17 protein-coding genes and 1 riboswitch are annotated in these 16,582 nt (G+C 69.1%); of the genes, 9 read left to right on the forward strand and 8 right to left on the reverse strand.

The genetic code is table 11. The features are described 5' to 3' along the window. The gene (locus ACFYRU_RS26040) at nucleotides 1-1,002 is read right to left on the reverse strand and encodes a Gfo/Idh/MocA family protein (protein WP_387663180.1); all 1,002 of its coding nucleotides are present in this window, start codon (nucleotides 1,000-1,002) and stop codon (nucleotides 1-3) included. Next, nucleotides 993-2,396 (reverse strand): amidase, encoded by a 1,404-nt coding sequence (locus ACFYRU_RS26045; protein WP_387663181.1) that lies wholly within the window; start codon nucleotides 2,394-2,396, stop codon nucleotides 993-995. Before ACFYRU_RS26045 ends, ACFYRU_RS26040 begins: the two co-directional genes overlap by 10 nt. A 285-nt stretch (nucleotides 2,397-2,681) precedes the next feature. Between ACFYRU_RS26045 and ACFYRU_RS26050 the strand changes: the two genes are divergently transcribed. From ACFYRU_RS26050 to otsB, 3 genes are read left to right on the forward strand one after another with little or no spacing between them, the layout of a single operon-like run. Then, entirely contained in the window at nucleotides 2,682-2,990 is a 309-nt protein-coding gene (locus ACFYRU_RS26050; protein ID WP_359938456.1) for a DUF3263 domain-containing protein, read from the forward strand. A gap of 3 nt (nucleotides 2,991-2,993) precedes the next feature. Beyond that, nucleotides 2,994-3,650 (forward strand): LytR C-terminal domain-containing protein, encoded by a 657-nt coding sequence (locus ACFYRU_RS26055; RefSeq protein WP_387663182.1) that lies wholly within the window; start codon nucleotides 2,994-2,996, stop codon nucleotides 3,648-3,650. Further along, entirely contained in the window at nucleotides 3,647-4,480 is an 834-nt protein-coding gene (gene otsB / locus ACFYRU_RS26060; RefSeq protein ID WP_387663183.1) for a trehalose-phosphatase, read from the forward strand. Before ACFYRU_RS26055 ends, otsB begins: the two co-directional genes overlap by 4 nt. On the opposite strand, the gene ACFYRU_RS26065 is transcribed toward otsB, so the two are convergent. Further along, a complete protein-coding gene (locus tag ACFYRU_RS26065; RefSeq protein WP_387663184.1) occupies nucleotides 4,446-4,736 on the reverse strand; it encodes a hypothetical protein in 291 nt (96 codons plus the stop codon). The genes otsB and ACFYRU_RS26065 overlap by 35 nt on opposite strands. Before the next feature lie 224 nt (nucleotides 4,737-4,960). Between ACFYRU_RS26065 and ACFYRU_RS26070 the strand changes: the two genes are divergently transcribed. The 4 genes from ACFYRU_RS26070 to ACFYRU_RS26085 all read left to right on the forward strand — a co-directional run bounded on the left by ACFYRU_RS26070 (nucleotide 4,961) and on the right by ACFYRU_RS26085 (nucleotide 8,802). Further along, nucleotides 4,961-5,905 (forward strand): DNA-3-methyladenine glycosylase family protein, encoded by a 945-nt coding sequence (locus ACFYRU_RS26070; protein ID WP_387663185.1) that lies wholly within the window; start codon nucleotides 4,961-4,963, stop codon nucleotides 5,903-5,905. Nucleotides 5,906-6,102: 197 nt separating this feature from the next. Then, nucleotides 6,103-6,245: riboswitch (SAM riboswitch) on the forward strand. 13 nt (nucleotides 6,246-6,258) lie between these two features. Beyond that, complete coding sequence (thrC, locus tag ACFYRU_RS26075; RefSeq protein WP_387663186.1) at nucleotides 6,259-7,518, forward strand: threonine synthase; 1,260 nt, start codon at nucleotides 6,259-6,261, stop codon at nucleotides 7,516-7,518. Continuing rightward, a complete protein-coding gene (locus ACFYRU_RS26080; protein WP_387663187.1) occupies nucleotides 7,515-7,790 on the forward strand; it encodes a ubiquitin-like small modifier protein 1 in 276 nt (91 codons plus the stop codon). The genes thrC and ACFYRU_RS26080 overlap by 4 nt, the downstream gene beginning before the upstream one ends. Nucleotides 7,791-7,803: 13 nt before the next feature. Continuing rightward, entirely contained in the window at nucleotides 7,804-8,802 is a 999-nt protein-coding gene (locus ACFYRU_RS26085; protein WP_387663188.1) for a zinc-dependent alcohol dehydrogenase family protein, read from the forward strand. A 180-nt stretch (nucleotides 8,803-8,982) separates the two neighbouring features. On the opposite strand, the gene ACFYRU_RS26090 is transcribed toward ACFYRU_RS26085, so the two are convergent. The 3 genes from ACFYRU_RS26090 to ACFYRU_RS26100 form a co-directional block, all read right to left on the reverse strand. Beyond that, nucleotides 8,983-10,206 (reverse strand): hypothetical protein, encoded by a 1,224-nt coding sequence (locus ACFYRU_RS26090; protein WP_387663189.1) that lies wholly within the window; start codon nucleotides 10,204-10,206, stop codon nucleotides 8,983-8,985. A gap of 157 nt (nucleotides 10,207-10,363) precedes the next feature. Next, on the reverse strand, nucleotides 10,364-11,317 hold the full coding sequence (locus ACFYRU_RS26095; protein WP_387663190.1) for a dihydrodipicolinate synthase family protein: 954 nt from the start codon (nucleotides 11,315-11,317) through the stop codon (nucleotides 10,364-10,366). 11 nt (nucleotides 11,318-11,328) lie between these two features. Next, nucleotides 11,329-12,447, reverse strand: a complete 1,119-nt coding sequence (locus ACFYRU_RS26100) for a mandelate racemase/muconate lactonizing enzyme family protein (RefSeq protein WP_387663191.1) — start codon at nucleotides 12,445-12,447, stop codon at nucleotides 11,329-11,331. A 59-nt stretch (nucleotides 12,448-12,506) separates the two neighbouring features. On the opposite strand from ACFYRU_RS26100, the gene ACFYRU_RS26105 reads away from it, so the two are divergent. Continuing rightward, complete coding sequence (locus tag ACFYRU_RS26105; RefSeq protein WP_387663192.1) at nucleotides 12,507-13,742, forward strand: RNA-guided endonuclease InsQ/TnpB family protein; 1,236 nt, start codon at nucleotides 12,507-12,509, stop codon at nucleotides 13,740-13,742. Between the two features lie 132 nt (nucleotides 13,743-13,874). After that, the gene (locus ACFYRU_RS26110) at nucleotides 13,875-14,843 is read left to right on the forward strand and encodes an LLM class flavin-dependent oxidoreductase (protein WP_387663193.1); all 969 of its coding nucleotides are present in this window, start codon (nucleotides 13,875-13,877) and stop codon (nucleotides 14,841-14,843) included. A 12-nt stretch (nucleotides 14,844-14,855) separates the two neighbouring features. On the opposite strand, the gene ACFYRU_RS26115 is transcribed toward ACFYRU_RS26110, so the two are convergent. Together ACFYRU_RS26115 and ACFYRU_RS26120 are read right to left on the reverse strand one after the other, a co-directional pair. After that, entirely contained in the window at nucleotides 14,856-15,719 is an 864-nt protein-coding gene (locus ACFYRU_RS26115; protein ID WP_387663194.1) for a carbohydrate ABC transporter permease, read from the reverse strand. Further along, a complete protein-coding gene (locus tag ACFYRU_RS26120) occupies nucleotides 15,720-16,535 on the reverse strand; it encodes a carbohydrate ABC transporter permease (RefSeq protein ID WP_387663195.1) in 816 nt (271 codons plus the stop codon). It abuts the gene before it with no gap. Nucleotides 16,536-16,582 lie beyond the last annotated feature (47 nt).

Consider the following 16,582-nt stretch of genomic DNA (forward strand, 5'->3'; position numbering starts at 1 on the left):
TCATCCACTCAGGTCGTCGTCGTCACCGGGGTAACGGACCCCGATCTGGCTCCGTGTCTCGTCGAGCAGGTCGAGAATCTCGAGGGTGGCGGCATGAGGCAGGACCGGTACCTCGACCAGTCCGGCACGCAGCGCGTCGATCACTGCGCTTGCCTCATAGTGGTACCCACGTCCATGCGCCGGGACGTCGATCCGCTCCGCTCCGGCTGCGGTCGTACGCACGTAGTACTCGGGGTGGTGGAACCTGTGCGGCAGCTGCAGATTGCCGTCCGGCCCGCTGACCGACGCGACCCACGGGTTCTGCGAACGCAGGCCGCAGGTCAGCGCGGCGACCGCGCCGGAGTCGTACCGCCAGGCCATCGCGACGTTCAGGTCGACGCCGTCGTCGTTGAGCGAACCGACTGCCTTGATCTCGTTCGGTCGTCCTAGAGCCATGGAGGCGAAGGTCATCGGGTAGATGCCGCCGTCCATCAGCGAGCCTCCCCCGAGCGCCGGGTCGAGCAGGCGAACCGGCAATGAAGCTTTGTGGAACGCGAAGTCCGCCACCACCTGCTGTGGTTCGCCGATGACACCCGACTGCAGGTCCTTGAAGAGGGCCTGAATCACCGGGTTCGTACGCATCCACATCGCCTCGGCGAACAGCGTCTTGTGCTCGGTGGCGACCGCGATCAGGTCACCGGCCTGCTTGGCGGTGAGCGTGACCGGCTTCTCGCACAGTACGGCGATGCCGGCCTGCAGGGCGGTCCGGGCGATCGCGTAGTGCTGCGGGTGCGGCGTACCGATGTAGATCACGTCGACCTCGCCGGAGTCGATCAGCCGGCGGTAGTCGTCGTACGCGTGCGGGATCCCGAACTCGGCGGCGAACCGGTCGGCGCTGTCCTGCGAACGGGACGCGACCGCGGTGGCGACGGCGTCGTCCGCGAGCAGCCCCAGGTCCTGGGTGAACTGCGTCGAGATGTTGCCGGTCGCAACGATTCCCCACCTGACGCGATCTATACCCACTGTCTGAACTCCGGGGTCGGGAACGGTCCGTCAGCAGCGATTCTCGCGGTTTCGAAGGCGTGAGCCAAGCGAATGAGCGTGACCTCACTTCGCGCCGTACCACTGATCGTCAGCCCGACCGGCAGGCCGGAGACCATTCCGGACGGGACCGAGAGCAGGGGATACCCGGCCAGCGCCGCGTGCGACGAGGAACTGCCCAGCACGTGGTCGCCGTTCACCAGGTCGATCGCCCAGGCCGGCGAGTACGACGGGCAGACCAGCGCGTCGAGCTGGTTGTCGCGGAGCAGGTTGTCGATCCCGTCCCGCCCGGCGCGGAGCGCTGTGAGGCGCGCGGCGACGTACACCGGGGAGTCGAGGCCCTCGGTCTCCGCAGCGCGTTCGAACAGCTCCTGGCCGAACCACTGCAGCTCCTGGTCTGCATGCTCCTTGTTGAACGCGATGAGGTCGTCCAGCGTCCGTGGACCACCCGGAACGCGCGTGGCGAGGTAGCTGGCCAGGTCGACCTTCAGCTCGTGCGAGAGGACCTGCAACTGGTCTTCGTCACCGCCTGGTGTCGGCAGCGACAGATGGTCCACCAGCGTGGCCCCGCACTGGCTGAGCAGTTCCAGCGCTCTCTCGGTCACCTGGTCGAGGCCCTTGGAGTAGCCCCACAGCGGACCCCGCGGTACGCCGATCCGTACGTTGCTGAGGTCCGTGCCACGGCAGGCGTCGGTGTAGTCGGTCTGCCCGCCCGTGAGGACCGAGAGCAGTGCCGCGGTCTGTTCGACCGTCTTCGTCATCGGTCCGGCGGTGTCCTGCGAGTGCGAGATCGGGACGATGCCCTGCTGCGGGACGAGGCCGACGGTGGGCTTCAGGCCGACCACACCGTTCAGCGCGGCGGGGCAGACGATCGAGCCGTTGGTCTCGGTGCCGATCGCGTACTCGGACAGGCCGGCGGCGACCGCCGCGCCGGAGCCGGAGGAGGAGCCGCCGGGCGAGCGGTTCAGCGCGTACGGGTTCCGGGTCAGGCCGCCGTACGCGCTCCAGCCGGACGAGGAGGACGCGCCGCGGAAGTTCGCCCACTCGCTGAGGTTGGTCTTGCCGAGAACGATGCAGCCGGCCTCGCGCAGGCGGCGTACCAGCGGCGCGTCCTGCGGCGGTGGGGGCTGGTCGGCGAGCGCGAGCGACCCGGCCGTGGTCGGCAGGTCGGCGGTGTCGATGTTGTCCTTGACCAGCACCGGCACGCCGTGCAGCGGGCCGCGGACCCGTCCTTCGGCACGCTCCGTGTCGAGCCGGGCGGCGTCGGTGAGCGCGGCGGGGTTCGGCGTGCAGACGGCGTTGACCAACCGGTCGACATCCCCGATCCGCCCCTGCAGCCCCTCGACCAGCGCCACAGCATTGAATTCCTTCCCCACCCCACCACCCCGGTCAGAGTCGGTTGAGCTCACGCTCAAGATCCTGCCAGAGTTGTGAAGGTCGGGCGTGGTGGCCGCGCGCCTACTGCGCGGCACTCGGCACGGCACCTCGCCGCACCGAGCACCTGCTCGCGACGGCGCGCGGCCACCACACCCGACCTAGTGTCCGGTTGCCTTGTCAGCGACACGCTTCGTGTCGGTCGTCGGTGAATGACATTGCTGTTGTTCAACACGTACAGTGGCAGGCGGACGGACGATCACCGACCGCACAGGAGTCAGCAGCAGATGGACAGCGCCAACGCCAGCTCTCCCGGCCCCGCCGAAGCTGCGCCGCCGGTCGTCGCGGGGCTTTCCGAGCGGGACGGGCAGATTCTCGCCTTCGAGCGGCACTGGTGGAAGTACGCCGGCGCCAAGGAGCAGGCGATCCGCGACCAGTTCCAGATGTCCGCGACCCGGTACTACCAGGTCCTGAACGCGCTCATCGACCGGCCCGAGGCCCTCGCGCACGACCCGTTGCTGGTCAAGCGCCTGCGCCGCCTCCGCGCCGCCCGCCAGCGCGCCCGCTCCGCACGCCGCCTGGGCATCGAGGTCTGACACATGTCCCGCCGCCTCAGGGCGTGCTTCGCTGCCCCACGTCCGCGGGGTGAACGAGGACAGGTCCTGTCGTCCCTGGTCGCCGTCGGCGCGGTCGTGGCGATCGTGGCCGGGCTGCTCGTCCTGTTCGGCACTCGTGGCCACGACAGCAAGGCCGACGAGAAGCCGGCCGCGTCCGGTACGCCTTCGCATGGACCGTCGACCGCGGTGGCCAGCATCCCGCGGCCGTCCGCGAAGCCTTCTGAGAAGCCTTCGGAGAAACCGCCGGTGACCTCGGCCACCGTGCCGCCTACTACGGCACCGTCGACGACTCAGCCGACGCAGCCCACCCAGCCGCCGGCGACCACGACTCAGCCGACGCACGCGGTGACGATTCCCGCCGAGGAGCGGCCGGCCATCGAGGTGTACAACAACACCCCGCGCAAGGGCCTGGCCGACTCGGTCGCGATCCGCGCCCGGCAGGCCGGCTGGACCGTGTCCGGCTCGCCCGACAACTGGCACGGCAAGGTCGCCGAGAGCACCGTGTACTACCCGCCCGGGATGCTCGACGCCGCCAACCAGCTCGCCCACGACCTCGGCGTCGGCCGGACCAAGGGCGCGCTGGACAACATGAAGAAGGACCGCCTGACGGTGATTCTGACCTCGGACTACGCAGGATGAACGCTCCGGTCATCAAGACCGAGGCCGGCCACGAGGGCTGGGACGCGATCGTCTCGGACCCCGCGTCCGCGGTGATCTCGTCGGACTTCGACGGCGTACTGTCCCCGCTGGTCGAGGACCCGGCCCGGTCCCGCCCGATCGAGGGCGCGCTGGACGCGCTCGCCCGGCTGGCGAAGTCGGTGAACCAGGTCGCGATCGTCACCGGCCGGCCCGCACTGGTCGCCACCGAACTCACCGGCGTCAGCGGCCACCCTGGCCTCGGGCGGCTCGTCGTACTCGGGCACTACGGGCTGGAGCGGTGGGACGCGGCGACCGGCAAGGTGACCAGCGAACCGGTTCCGCCCGGCGTCGCGACCGCCCGGGACCGGTTGCCCGGTCTGCTCCGCGAGGCCGGCGTACCGGACGCGTTCGTCGAGGACAAGGACAGCTCGCTGGCGGTACACACCCGCCGGCTGGACGACCCGGCCGGCGCGTTCGAGCGGCTCCGCGGCCCGTTGACCGCGCTCGCCGCGGAGACCGAGCTGCGGCTGGAACCCGGCAATCTCGTCCTTGAACTCCGTCCGCCCGGTATCGACAAGGGCGTCGCGATCCGCGGCCTGCTCGCGTCGACCGGCGCGCGGTCGATCCTGTACGCCGGCGACGACCTGGGAGACCTGGCCGCGTTCCGCGCCATCGAGGCGGAACGGGCCGCCGGGCTGAGCGCCGTACTGCTCGCGACCCGGTCCTCGAACGCGACCGAGCTGATCGACGCCGCGGACATCGTGGTCGACGACCCGAGCGGCGTGGTGACCGTCCTCACGGCCCTTTCGGACGCGATCGCAGCACGCTGAACGCCTGCGTCACGGTCTTGCCGATCGGCTGGATCGGACGCTCGACGTACCCACCGTCCTTCAGACTCGCCAGCCGCTCGAACGGGTTCCGCGACGCCGGGTCCCCGGTCAGCAGGAACGAGATCACCACGCCGACGACGTACAACGGCAGCATCGGCAACCCGACCAGGCAGAAGTACTGCCACGAATGCCGCTCCTCGTGCCGCACCAGCGCCGCGTCGTCGAAGTACTCCCGGCCGTTCTTGCTCAGAATCACGTTCCCGACCGTGAACGCCCCCGCCACCGGAAACCCCAGCTTGTACCCGTTCGCAAACCACAACCCCCGAGGCCCCCGACTGAACTCCGCCCGCCCAACCACCCCGACCAAGACCCCCGCAACCGTGGACAAATTAAGAAAGTTCCCCACAACCTTCACCCACTGCCAGCCGGTCATGGGCATCAGTATGAGGTTCTGTCGGTGGGGTGGGTAAGACTTGGTGGGTGAGTTCGGTGGTGCGGGTTTGGCGGGCTGGGCGGGTGGTGGATCCGCATTCGGTGATCGGTGGGTTGCGGAAGGGGCCCGGGGATCCGGCGTATGTGTTCGATGCGGGGCGGCGGACCGTGTGGCGGGCGACGCGGACTCCGGACGGGCCGGTGTTGCTGCGGTTGACGCCGTACGCCGGGGCCGTCGAGGCGGAGGCGTGGGGGCCGGGGGCCGAGTGGGCGCTGGACGGCGTACCGGAGCTGCTCGGGGAGCGGGACAGCTGGGACGGGTTCGAGCCGCTGCCGGAGCACCGGGTGCTGGTGGACGCGGCGCGGCGGTTCCCGCACCTCCGGGTGCCGCGGTCGCGGGCTGTGTTCGAGGCGATGGCGGCGGCGGGGATCGAGCAGGTGGTGACCGGCAAGGAGGCGTTCCGCGCGTGGCGGCTGCTGCTGCGTGAGTACGGCGAACCCGCGCCGGGGCCCGGGCAGCAGGGGGGTCGGGCGATGATGGTGCCGCCGTCGCCGGAGGAGTGGCGGCTGATCCCGTCGTGGCAGTTCCTGCTGGCCGGTGTCGAGAACCGGCGCTCGCGGGTCGTGCTGACGGCGGCCGCCCGGGCGTCGGCGTTGGAGCGGACGCTCGAGCTGACCGACGGCGCGGAGGTCGAGCGACGGCTGCGGTCACTGCCCGGTGTCGGCGTGTGGACGGCGGCCGAGGTACGCCAGCGGGCGCACGGTGACGCGGACGCGTTCTCGTTCGCGGACTACCACGTGTCCCGGAACGTCTCGTACGCGCTGATCGGCGAAGAACTCGACGACGACGGCTGCGCCGAACTGATCGAGCCGTACCGCGGCCACCGCTTCCGCGTCCAGCGCCTGATCGAACTCGCCGGCATCGGCCACCCCCGCTTCGGCCCCCGCAAATCCCTCCCCACCCACACCCCCGGCGCCACCCACCGCCTGTAGCCACACCACCCGCACGTCCGCGGGTGTGCGGACGTCCAGGCCATCACAATCGCCGCGGACGGCGCAGCGCCCGCTCGGCGACCCCTCGCGGATCGGATTGTGATGGCCTGGGGGTTCGGGCCGACCCCGTGAGACCTCGCGTCTCGGATGGTGGGATCACAAGACACAATATGGACCCGATTGGGTAATCTCGGGGCAGCTCATCCAGAGGGACTGAGGGAAACGGCCCGTTGACGTCCCGGCAACCCTCCCCGTGGAGCCCCCGTCCGGGGCAATCTCCGCGAGGGAACGGTGCCAAATCCGTCCCGCGCCGAGATCCGGCCCCCGGGGAAGATGAGAGGGGAACCTCACTCATGAGCCAGACCGCCACCCACACGATCCGTGAAGGTGCCTTCGGCAACGGTACGCACCTGAGCTGTCGCGCCTGTGGGGCGAAGTCGCCGCTCGGCCCGTTCTACGCCTGTATGGAGTGCTTCGGTCCGCTGGAGGTCGGGTACGAGTACCCGACGATCACCCGCGAGCAGATCGAGGCCGGCCCGAAGAACATCTGGCGGTACCAGCCGCTGCTCCCCGTCCCCGTCGACGTGGCGAGCTTCCCGAACACCGAGCCCGGCTACACCCGGCTCGTCGACGCGCAGAACCTGGCCCGCGAGCTCGGCCTGCGCAAACTCTGGGTGAAGGACGACTCCGGCAACCCGACGCACTCGTTCAAGGACCGGGTGGTGGCGTCCGCGCTGAGCGCGACCCGCGAACTCGGCATGAAGGTCTTCGCCTGCCCCTCCACCGGCAACCTGGCCAACGCGGTCGCCGCGGCCGCCGCCCGGGCCGGTATCCGCTCGGTCGTGTTCATTCCCCACGACCTCGAGCGCCCGAAGGTGATCACCACCGCCGTGTACGGCGGGACCCTGGTCGCCGTCGAGGGCAACTACGACGACGTCAACAAGCTGGCCTCCGAGATCGCCGGTGAGGAGGAGGGCTGGGCGTTCGTCAACGTCAACGTCCGGCCGTACTACTCCGAGGGCTCGAAGACGCTCGCGTTCGAGATCGCCGAGCAGCTCGGCTGGCGGCTGCCGGAGCAGATCGTCGTACCGGTCGCGTCCGGGTCGCAGCTGACCAAGATCGACAAGGGCTTCACCGAGCTGGGCAAGCTCGGGCTGGTCGACGCGACCGACTACAAGGTGTACGGCGCGCAGGCGACCGGCTGCTCGCCGGTGGCGCAGGCGTTCCGCGACGGGCACGACGTGGTGAAGCCGGTGAAGCCGGACACCATCGCGAAGTCGCTCGCGATCGGCAACCCGGCCGACGGGCCGTACGTGCTGGACGTGGCCCGCCGTACCAACGGCGCCATCGAGGACGTGTCCGACGAAGAGGTCGTCGAGGGCATCCAGCTGCTGGCGCGCACCGAGGGCATCTTCGCCGAGACCGCCGGTGGCGTGACGGTGGCGACGCTGAAGAAGCTGATCGCGACCGGGCAGCTCGACCCCGAGGCCGAGACCGTGATCATCAACTCCGGCGACGGGCTGAAGACACTCGACGCCGTGGCCGACCGGGTCGGCCCCAAGGTGACCATCCCCGCGTCGTACGACGCCTTCGTGAAGGCAGGCCTGCAGTGAGTGTGAGCGTCCGCGTCCCGACCATCCTGCGGCCCTACACCCAGGGAGTCTCCGAGGTGTCCGCCGAGGGTACGACCCTGACCGAGGTCCTCGACTCGCTCGACGCGTCGTACCCAGGCATCAAGGGCCGCGTCCTCGACGACTCGGGCGAACTACGCCGCTTCGTGAACGTGTACGTCGACGACGACGACGTCCGCTTCGCCGACGGCCTCCAAACCACCATCAAGGACGGCGGCCAGGTCTCCATCATCCCGGCCGTCGCCGGCGGCTGATTAAGCTGCTGCGGTGCGTGCCGTAGTCGTTTCGCAGTACGGAGTTGTGCCCGAGGTCCGGGAGGTGCCGGAGCCTGTCGTGGCGGACGGCTCGGTGGTCTTGAAGGTCGAGGCCACCGGGCTGTGTCGTAGTGACTGGCATGGGTGGATGGGGCATGACTCGGACATCGCGTTGCCGCATGTGCCTGGGCATGAGCTTGCCGGGACGATTGCGGCGGTCGGTGCTGGGGTGTCCGGGTGGGAGGTCGGAGATCGGGTCACCACCCCGTTCGTCTGCGCGTGCGGGAAGTGTGAGCAGTGCCTGGAGGGGAACCAGCAGGTCTGCCCGAACCAGTTGCAGCCCGGGTTCAACTACTGGGGTTCGTTCGCGGAGTACGTCGCCGTGCCGTACGCCGAGGAGAACCTGGTACGGCTGCCCGACGAGATGGACTTCGCCACCGCCGCAGGCCTCGGCTGCCGCTTCGCCACCTCCTTCCGCGCCGTCCACCAGGTCGGCCAAGTACGTGCGGGTGAACGGGTCGCCGTCTTCGGCTGCGGTGGAGTCGGCCTGTCCGCGGTCATGATTGCCTCAGCACTGCGCGCCGAGGTCATCGCGATCGACACCAACCCGGACGCCCTCGCGCTGGCGCGAACCTACGGCGCCACCGACACGCTCCAGGCCCCGGTGCAGGACTTGAGCGGTGTGCACGTGACCATCGACGCGCTCGGCTCCGGTGAGATCGTGCAGCAGGCCCTACGGGCGCTCCGGCCGCGGGGACGGCATGTGCAGGTGGGGTTGCTGCCGGGCGGGGTGAATCTCGACGTGGGACGGTTGATCGGGCAGGAGCTGTCCTGGCTGGGCAGCCACGGCATGCCCGCGCACGCCTACCCCGAGATGCTCGAACTAGTTGCCACCGGCAACCTCAACCCCCACCAGCTGATCACCCGCAGCATCACCCTGGAAGAAACTCCAACAGCCCTCGCAGCACTCTCGAACGGCACCCCGGCCGGCGTCACGGTCATCGTGCCGTGACGTCCGATCGCTAGGCCCCCGTCAGCGCCGGTCTTTGCGGAGCATTTTCCTCGCCTGGTGCGGATTTGTTTCCGCAAACGCAGGGCGTCACCCGGCTGGTGCAGCTGAACGTGGCTTCGACGCCGTACCCTTTGGAATCGAGGAGGTGCAGCTCCGGGTACAGCCGCGGAAACGTGACAGTCAGAGGCGGATCAGGTAGACCGTGGGTGGGCGGCCGGTGCGGCCGTGTTGTTGGGTGCCGGTGGGGGCGGCGAGGCCGGCTCGTTCGAGGCGTTTCAGGACTCGGCGGGCGGTGCGGAGTTGGACGGCCAGGTGGTCGGCCACGTCTTGGGTGGTGAGGCCGTCGGGGAGGGTGGCGGTGAGTTCTCGCATGCGGGCCAGGGTTTGGGTGTTGAGGCCGACCCGGCGCGCCAGCAGCGGAAGGCTTTCGGGGCCGCGTACGCTCACCGGTTGGTCGCCGCTCGGCTCGATCACGATCTCCACGTCGTCCGACATCGACACCACCGCGGCGACGGTGCCGATCGACGCGGCGCGGCCGACGGCACGACGGGCGAGGGCTTCGGCTTCGGCCGCCGTACGTCCGACGCCGAACCCGACGTACGCCGTACGGTGCCGGGCCGCCAAATGATCCAGCAACGGCATCCGCGAGAACTGCTCCGTCGCCTGCTCCAGCAGACCGCGCGTGGTGACGACCAGATGCCGCCCGTCGGGCAGCGCGGCCAGGCTGCCGCCGAGCGTCATGAGGTCCGCGGCGAGCGCGTCGTCCGGCTCCGGCAGGTCGATGACGCCGAGCGCGACCTGCGCGTCGCCGACGTGCTGCCCGGTGGTCGTCAGTACGAGCGCCTGCAGCGTCGAGCGGATCGAGTACCGCGACGGGGCCAGCCGTACCGACGGCATCTCGTTCTCGATCAGGTGGAACGCGGACCCGAGGCAGCTGATCGCGACCTTCGTGTCGTGCTTGTCGTGCGCCGCGCGGTGGAACGCGACGATGTCGTCCGAGGTCAGCCCGGGCCGGTACGGCAGTACGTGGATCCGGTCCGTCGGCAGCTTCGCCTCGATCAGGGTCTCGAGTACCTCGGACCGCCGGAGTGTGTCGATCGAGAACTGGGTGACGTTGTGCCCGAGCCGGAGCAGCTCGACCAGCGCGCGCAGCAGCGTCGCCCCGTCGTACGAGACGTACATCGCCGGTCGGTCGATCGCGCCGGCCTCGGTGGCGATCGTGTACGGGACGACGCCGGTGAACAGGAACGCGTCGACGTCGCCGTGCGCCTGCCGGACCAGGTCGACGGCCTCGGTCTCGTGCCGGTACGCGAGCGGGACGAGCGTCGTACCGCTGGGCGCGCCGACCGCGGCCACCCGCTGGACCAGGTCCTCAGGTCCGACCACTCCGACCACAAGCGCCATCAGCGCACCTCCCGACGACTTATGGCCCGGCCCTCAAGTCCCCTCCAAACGCAGAATAGCGCAGGTCGGCGCGAGATATTGACGTTCGGGCCGCACTCTCCTAGTTTCGGTCAAGACCACATTTAGCGTGGTGGAGCGCAGGAGGGAGCGCGCCACCTCACTGTCCGTGGAGTTGCTCCAGACAGCGGATCACCAGCGCACGTTCGCCCGGCGGCAATGACGGCCCGTACGGATCGTGCGCGGCCGCGGCCGGTACGAGTCCTTCCCACTCGGCCGCCCAGAGCATCCGCTGGACGTACCCTTCGATCGGCGCGTAGAACGTCGCCGCCGCGAACCGGTCCAGGCGGTCCGACGCGGTCAGGAACTCCGAGTGCTCGCCGGCCGTCCAGGCCCGCAGTACGGCGGCCGACAGCTCGACCTGCGCCGACGCGATCCCGACGAGCGCGGTGTCGGCGCCCCACATGAACGACGGGCCGTACATCCGGTCCTCGCCGGTGATGAGTAGCTTCCCGGTACCGCGGCCGGCCCAGATCGCGTCCTGGCAGCCGATCGCCCGGTCCAGCGTCGCGGTCTTCACGCCGAGCATCGCGTCCAGCGACAGCAGGTCCTTGATCAGCGCGGGCGAGTACGGGTAGCCGCCGGCTTCGCCGTGCAGGTAGAACCCGACCAACGGCAGCCCGCTCTCGGCTGCGACCCGCTCGTGCAGCGCCACGGCCTGCGCGTGTCCGTCCGCGACGTCGTTGAACCCGGCCAGCGGATACACCATCACCGCATCGGCCCCGCCGGCCGCCGCGGCCAGCGCCATCTCGACGGTCGCGTCCGCCGCCTCCTGCAGAGTCGGGGCCTCGACAGACTTCGGTACGCCGACCCCGGCCACGATCGGTACGTCAGTAGCGGCCCGCCACGTCTCGAGCACCTTCACGCGATCACCGGGCGACAGGTACAGCCCTCGGCCCGTGTGCGCCCATACCGCGACGCCACCGATCGCGTGCCGGGTCAGGGTCACGGCGTACGCGGAGAGGGCGTCGTACGCGATCACGCCGTCGGAGTCCATCGGGGTGACGACCGCGGGGAGCAGCGTGCCGCGGAGGCGTTCTACCAGCGGATGCATCAGGTGACCTCTCACACGTCGTGGCCGAGACCGGGGCGCTTCGGTACGTCGATCCAGCCGTCGCAATCGGCGAACACGGTCGGGGCCAGCGGGTCCTCGTCGACCATCAGCGGGCCCACGAGGTCGGCCGCCACGGTCGCTCCCGGAACGGCGGCGGCCAGGTGGACGGCGGCCAGCGTGGCCACGCCCAGCTCCGGCATCGAGCCTACCTTCACCGCCAGCCCGGCGGCTTCGGCGACCGCGGCGATCTGCAGCGCCCGGTGCAGGCCGCCGACCTTCAGGATCTTGATGTTGAGTACGTCGGCGGCGCCGCGGCGGGCGATCTCCAACGCGTCGTGCAACGTGTGCATGCTCTCGTCGACCATCACCCGGACGTCGAGGCGGTCGCGGAGCCGGACCAGCCCCGTCAGGTCCCAGCGGGGGAGCGGCTGTTCGAGGAGGGTGAGGCCGGCGGCGCTCATCTTCGCGAGGTACGGGAGGGCGGTCGTGGCGTCGTACCCCTCGTTGGCGTCCAGGCACAGCTCCGCGTCGGCGGGGATCGCGGCGCGGACCGCGCGGATCAGTTCGAGGTCCTTCGCCGGGTCGTGGCCGCCCTTCACCTTCAGGTGCCGGAAACCGCGGCCGGCGTACTCCGCGGCCTCGGCGGCCATCTCGTCCAGCGTGCCGAGGCCGACCACCCAGGTGGTCTGCACGCGGTCGCGGACGCTGCCGCCGAGCAGGGCATGGACGGGCCAGCCGCTGAGCCGTCCCGCCAGGTCGAACAGCGCGATGTCGAGACCGGATTTCGCCACCTGCTGGCCGCGCAGTACGCCGTCCATCACGACGTGCGCGCCGGCCCGGTCGAGCGGGTCGCGGCCGACCAGCGCCGGGGCCAGGTGCTCCTCGATCGCGGCCTGGACGCCGGCCAGCGTCTCACCTGTGTACGCGGTCATCGGCGACGTTTCGCCGATCCCGACCGCGCCGTCCGCGGTGTGCACCTCGACGACCAGGCTGATCAGCTCGTTGCTGACCCCGCTGCTGATCTGGAACGGCCGGCGGTACCGGGCGCTCACCACCCGGGTCTTGACCGCACTGATCGGCGCAACCGTGGCCCCGTCTGGCAATCCCGCCGATTCTGCTGCGAGAGTCATCGAGAGCTCCGGAAGCAGCCCGGTCGTTCAGCGTGGGAAGAGCTCCTAGATGGTCTGGGGTGGTGCGGGAACTGTCGGTGATGCATGGCAGTGTTCCTTTCGTGTCCAGGTTTCGTCTCGCACCCACCACGGAGCAGGAGGCGGCTTTGCTCGGGCTCTGCTGCCATGCGCGGTTCATCTGGAACCTCGCTCTCGAGCAGTGGTCGATGTGGCGACCAGGCCGCCGTACCGCATCGCCTGGATACAGCGCGCAATCGGCGCAACTGACCGAGGCACGCGCCGACAACGACTGGCTGCGGGCGGGATCGCAGACTGTGCAGCAGCAGGCACTGCGAGACTTCAGCCAAGCGGTCGCGAACTTCTACATAGGCACCCATCGGCGGCCGACGTGGCGGCGAGCCGGTGCCCATGAGGGGTTTAGGGTCGTCGGACCACAGGCCGAGCGGGTAGAGCGGTTGTCGCGAAAATGGGCTCGTGTACTCGTCCCGAAGGTCGGGTGGGTTCGGTTCCGGAGGACGCGGTCGCTGCCGACCGCGAAGTCCTACCGGATTACCCGTGACCGGTCGGGACGCTGGCATCTCGCGTTCGCCGCGATCCCGGAACCTATCCCTGCGCCGGGGACCGGTGCAGTGGTCGGTGTTGATCGCGGTGTCGTTGTCTCGGCGGCGCTGTCGACGGGCGAGATCCTCGCTGTCCCGGGGCTGCGGTGCAGCGAACGGCGTCGGTTGCTGCGGTTGCAACGGCGGCTGGCGCGGGCGCAGCGTGGGTCGAGCCGGCGCAGGAGGTTGCGCGTCGCGATCGCGAAGGTAAAGGCCCGCGAAACGGATCGGCGGACGAACTGGGCCGAACAGACGTCGACCGATCTGGCGCGCAGGTTCGATGTCATCGTGGTCGAGGACCTCCGCATCGCGCAGATGACTCGTTCTGGGCACGGCACCATCGAGGAGCCCGGCCGGAATGTCGCCCAGAAGGCGGGTTTGAACCGAGGCATTCTCGCGAACGCCTGGGGCATGCTGGTGACCCGTCTGGAGCAGAAGGCACGGGGGCGAGTTGAGAGGGTCAATCCTGCCTACACGAGTCAGACGTGTTCGCAGTGCGGGGTCGTGGATGGAGGGGCGCGCGAGAGCCAAGCCGCCTTCCGGTGTCGGTCTTGCGGTTACATCGCGAACGCTGACGTGAATGCAGCATGCAATATCGCAGCACGCAGTACTGCGGCCGGACGGGCCGTGACAGCACGCCGAGATCCGATGACTGGGTCCGAGAAGCGTGAACCTCAACTCGCCACCTCCGCGTAGCGCAGTTGGAATCCTCTCCCGCAGAGAGAGGAGGACGTCAAGACCGGTTCCTAGCGTTCTGGGCGGAAAGCATTTACGGTCAAGACCGTAAATACCTTGAGCGCTCCCTGTCAACGGAAGGTGGCACCCCCGATGCGGCTGGGTCTGTATCTGAACCTCTACGGCACCCCGGACGAGCGCCCGCAGCTCGCGGACGCCGTCGAACAGGCGAAGCTGGCCGAACAGGCCGGGTTCGAGTGGGTCGTGCTCGGTGAACGCCACCTGCACCGGCCCGGGTACCACGAGATCCTCACGTCGATGACCTGGCTGGCCGCGCACACCTCGCGGATCGGGATCGCCACGGCGGGCATCGTGGCGCCGTTGTACGACCCGGTAGTGCTGGCGGAGACGCTGGCGCACATCGACGTACTGTCCGGCGGGCGGCTGACGGCGGGGTTCGTGCTGGGGTACCGGCCGGAGGAGTTCGCGCTGTACGGGGTGACGCAGTCGGAGCGGGTGGCGCGGTTCGAGGAGGGGCTGGAGATCCTGACCCGGTTGTGGACGTCCGACGAGGTGACGTACGACGGGAAGTTCACGTCGATCGCCGAGGCGTACCTGTCGCCGAGGCCGGTGCAGACGCCGCGGCCGCGGATCTGGAACGGCGGGCGGGTGTCGGCCGTACTGGAACGGACCGCGCGGATGTGCGACGGGTGGACGACCTCCTTCAACGAACTCGACGCCGACCTGCCGGACAAGATCGCCGAGTACCGGTCGTACCCGCAGGGTGCCGCGTCGCTCGGCCGCGGGGTGATCCTCTGCCGCGAGGGCTACTGCGCCGACACCTCCCAGGCCGCCCGCACCGCCCTCGAGGAGCCGTTGCGCGACCTGTACGACGCCTACACCGGCTGGAAACGTACGTCCGCCGACGTCTCCCGCTACACCCAAGGCTGGGACGACATCACCAACCGCAGCATCATCGGCTCCAAATCCGAATGCGCCGACCGCCTCGCCCACTACGAGTCACTGGGCGCCGACGGCATCATCCTCCGCATCCAACCCCCCGGCATGCCCCAAACCGACACCCTCAAATCCATCGAACACTTCGGCAACCTCCTGCAGTAGGCCCCCGCGCGCTTAGGCTTTCAGGCCGGACATGGCGATGCTGTCGGTTAAGTAGCGTTGGAGGAGGCCGAAGACCAGGAGGCTGGGGACTACCGTGATGGTGGCGCCGGCCATGACCTGGTTGATGGGGACTGCTTGGCCTTGGAGGGTGGCGAGGCCGACGGTGAGGGTTTGCATCTTGCCGGACTGGCCGATGACCAGGGGCCAGAGGAAGTCGTTCCAGTGCCAGAGGAAGACGAAGATGCCCAGCGTGGCGAGGACGGGGCGGATCAGCGGGAGCACGATCATCGTGTAGATGCGCCACTCCGCCGCGCCGTCGATCTCGGCGGCCTCGAACAGTTCGTCGGGGAGTTGCATGATGAACTGGCGCATCAAGAAGACCGCCTGGGAGTTCGCCAGCGTAGGCACGATCAGGCCCCAGTAGCTGTCCACCCAGTTCAGGTTCGCGACCAGGATGTACGACGGGATCAGCGTCGCCTGGAACGGGACCATCAGCGTGGCCAGGAATGCCCAGAACATGATCTCCCGGCCGGGGAACTTCTTCTTCGCGAAGGCGTACCCGGCCATCGACGCGAACAGCAGTACGCAGCCGACGGACACCAGCGAGTACAGCAGTGAGTTGACGGTCCAGCGCGGGATGTCCGAGCTGCTCAGCACGTTGCGGAAGTTCTCCAGCGTGAAGTGCGCGGGATTCAAGGCGCCCGGGAACGTCTGCCCGCTGGGCGGCGCGAACGCGACCAGCACCATCGCCGCGAACGGGACGACGGTCACGATCGCGGTCAGCGCCAGCAGGGTCGGCAGGGTCAGGCGGGCCGTCGTACGGCGACCCGCGGCGCGCGACTCGACCACCGGGCGGGCCTCGAGTACCTGGGTCATCTAGTCGTCCCTCCCGACGAGCCGGCGCTGTACGAGCGAGACGATCAGCACGATCAGGAACAGCACCAGGCCGATCGCGCTGGCGTAGCCGAAGTCGAAGTACTTGAAACCGCTGTCGTACAGGAAGTACACGAGCGAATAGCTGGAGCGCACCGGTCCGCCGCCGGTCATCACGTACATCGCGTCGAAGACCTGGAACGCGCCGATGGTCTCGATCACCAGTACGAAGAACAGCACCGGGCGGAGCTGCGGCAGGGTGATGTAGCGGAACCGTTGCCAGGTGCCGGCGCCGTCGATCATCGCGGCCTCGAGGTACGACTTCGGTACTGCCTGGAGGCCGGCGAGGAGGATCAGCATCGAGTAGCCGAAGCCCTTCCAGGCGGAGGTGACCGCGATCGACGGCAGTACGGTGCTCGACCGGCTGAGGAAGTCGATCGGGCCGATGCTGAACCAGCCGAGGACCGAGTTCAGCAGGCCGTCCTGGACGTCGTAGATCCATTTCCAGATCACGGCTGCCAGGACGATGCTGGTCACGTACGGCAGGAAGAACACGCCTCGGAAGAAGCCGCGGTTCCAGACGACGCGGTGGAGGAGTACGGCGGTGCCGAGGGAGAGCAGGACGGTGAGCGGTACGAAGATCACGGTGTACGTCAGCGTGACTACCAGCGCGTCGCCGAACATGTGGTCCGACAGCAGCCGCTTGTAGTTGTCGAGAGCAATGAACTCCCACTTTCCGCTGATCCGGTAGTCGGTCAGGGAAAGCAGAACCGCCCCAACCACAGGCAAAAACCGGAAGGCCAGGAACAGGATCAGCATCGGAGCGACGAAGAGCAGACCGACCCAAGGCCGCTTCAGCGCGCCGC

This window comes from Kribbella sp. NPDC004536, assembly GCF_042873835.1.
Classification (GTDB): Bacteria; Actinomycetota; Actinomycetes; order Propionibacteriales; family Kribbellaceae; genus Kribbella.